The organism is Microbacterium sp. (assembly GCF_030149085.1).
Classification (GTDB): domain Bacteria; phylum Actinomycetota; class Actinomycetes; order Actinomycetales; family Microbacteriaceae; genus Microbacterium.
In genome coordinates this window covers 1-2168 of the sequence record NZ_JASBSF010000306.1, presented here as the reverse complement: position 1 = coordinate 2168, position 2168 = coordinate 1, and the positions used below count along the sequence as shown (strand labels likewise).

Genomic DNA, 2168 nt, shown 5'->3' with positions numbered 1-2168 from the left:
GGGCATCCACGTGGCCGGCCCGATCACGGGCGGCGGGGCCGTCGGCGTCTCCGCCGTCGCGGTCGACGACTGGAGCGGCGACGGCGTGGCCGACCTCGTGGTGGGCTTCGCCGGGTCGCCGCACATCGACGGCCTGCTGGTGCTCTCGCAGGCCGGGCAGATCACCGTGCTGGACGGCCTGAAGGTCCTGGCGGCCCAGCTCACGGTCGACCTCGCGAACACGCCCCTCTACTTCTCGATGCAGATGCCGATACGTCTGGCGAGCACGAGCATCCACCTCGCGGCCAAGGAGGTCCTCAAATCGGATCCGGAGGTCTGGGTCGGGGACGCATCGGACGGCCGCGGCGCGAACTGGGTCGAACCGCACCCCGAGCTCGTGGCGGCAGCCCGTACGGTGCTCACCACACCGGACACCAAGCTGGACGCGCTGGGTGAGGTGTTGCGCGAGCTTCACGGCCTCGGGCGCCAAGCGCTGCTCTTCACCTGGTCGAAAGCCACGCTGAAGTATCTTCAGACGGCGTACAAGGCGGACTTCCGCATCGCTGTGCTGAGCGGCGACGTCAAGCACGAGCAGCGCCGAAAGATCATGAAGGACTTCCGTGCCGGCCAGTACGATTTCCTCTTCGCGAACCGCGTTGCTTCCGAGGGTCTTGACTTCGAGTTCTGTTCGGCGGTCATCAACTACGACCTGCCGTGGAACCCGATGGAGATCGAGCAGCGCATCGGCCGCATTGACCGCATCGGTCAAGAGTCCGAGAAGATCCTCATCCGGAACTTCTACAACGACGAGGCGATCGACTCGCGAATCATGTTTCGGGTGCTGCAACGAATCGCGATCTTCGAGCAGTCCATCGGAGAGCTCGAACCGATCATCGGTCAGCACATGGACGTTCTCCGTGCGGCGATGGACTTCCGGCTCACGCCCGCGCAGCAGGAAGAGAAGGCGAGGCAGTTCCTCACGGCGATCGAGGCTCAACGGCAGGGCCTCCGGCAAGTGGCTGACTCAGCCGCGGGGCTGATCATCTCCAATGATGTAGAGGTCGCTGGGCTCGAGGACGAGCTCATCGCCACCGGTCGATACCTCGGGCAGGTCGAGCTTGCCCACCTGCTCGACGACTGGGCGCACACGGATGGAGGCGACGCTGTCAGCTGGAGCGCTGATGGCCGAACCATCGAAGTACAGGGAAACCCCGCCATGGCGGCGAGGGTCGTAGACCTAACGCAGCGCGGGCGACGAACACGCGCCGAGACGGGCACGTTGATCTCCGACCTTCAGAACCATGTCTCGATCCACTTGTCCCTCGATCAGGAGCTTGCGCGCACCAGCGAAATCGACCTGCTCTCGGCCACCCATCCGCTGGTCATGGCGGCCACTGAGGTTCCGGGGCATAGGCACGCGCGGTTCGCCTCGGTCCGCATCCGAGCCACAGAAGAGGTCGCCCCCGGCCGCTATCTGGTCGTACTCGCGCATGCCGAACACGCCAGCCGGGGTGGTGACGAGATATGGGGCGCCTCCGTCGACGACAACGGACTGTCGAAGGGCGATGGCCCAGCAGACGCGGTCCTGGCTGCCCTGGCCAAGGGAACTTTGCGCGAGGGCAGTGCTGTGGAAGCCACCGCGCTTCCTCGCCTGGCAAGTCGAGCAAAGCGCGAACTCGAACGTCGACACCGCGAGGTCCAGGATCGCCGAGACATCGAAGAGGGCGCACTCACCGAGGCGCGACGTGCAATCCTCACTGATCAGCACTCCCGACGTATGAAGGGCATCGAGCGTCGCATGCAGACGATGCTCGAGCGCGACCGAGGGCATAAGGTCCTGCGGATGGTCGAAGGCCAACGACGTCGACAACAGGAACGGTTCGAGACGCTGATGGCGGAATTGGAAGCGAAGAAGCCGAACGCCGTATCGCTTCGCTACCTGGCCGTTTGCGCACTGGAGGTGATCTCATGACGGATGTCAGCCACGCCGGAGTGGCTGCAGACGAAGCCGCAATCGAGAGCCAATACAACGCGGCGCTGGCGAGTAAGGCGAAGCGACTGCGGACACTGATCAATCAACAGACACAGAACACTCTCACATCAACAACGAAGTTCGACTTTGCGACCCAAGGGGAGCTGGTCGGTCGTGTCGCCCTTGCGGCGCCGAGTGAGTTGCTCGATGGCGCGCG

At 64.4% G+C, this 2168-nt stretch carries 2 protein-coding genes; both read left to right on the top strand.

What is annotated here, in order from left to right; genetic code table 11:
* Positions 1-1951, top strand: a 1951-nt coding sequence (locus Q1V87_RS12695) for a helicase-related protein (RefSeq protein ID WP_300593485.1), incomplete at its 5' end; no start/stop codon positions are given.
* A partial coding sequence (locus Q1V87_RS12690) for a hypothetical protein (RefSeq protein ID WP_300593482.1) occupies positions 1948-2168 on the top strand: 221 nt, incomplete at its 3' end. The genes Q1V87_RS12695 and Q1V87_RS12690, both read left to right, overlap by 4 nt.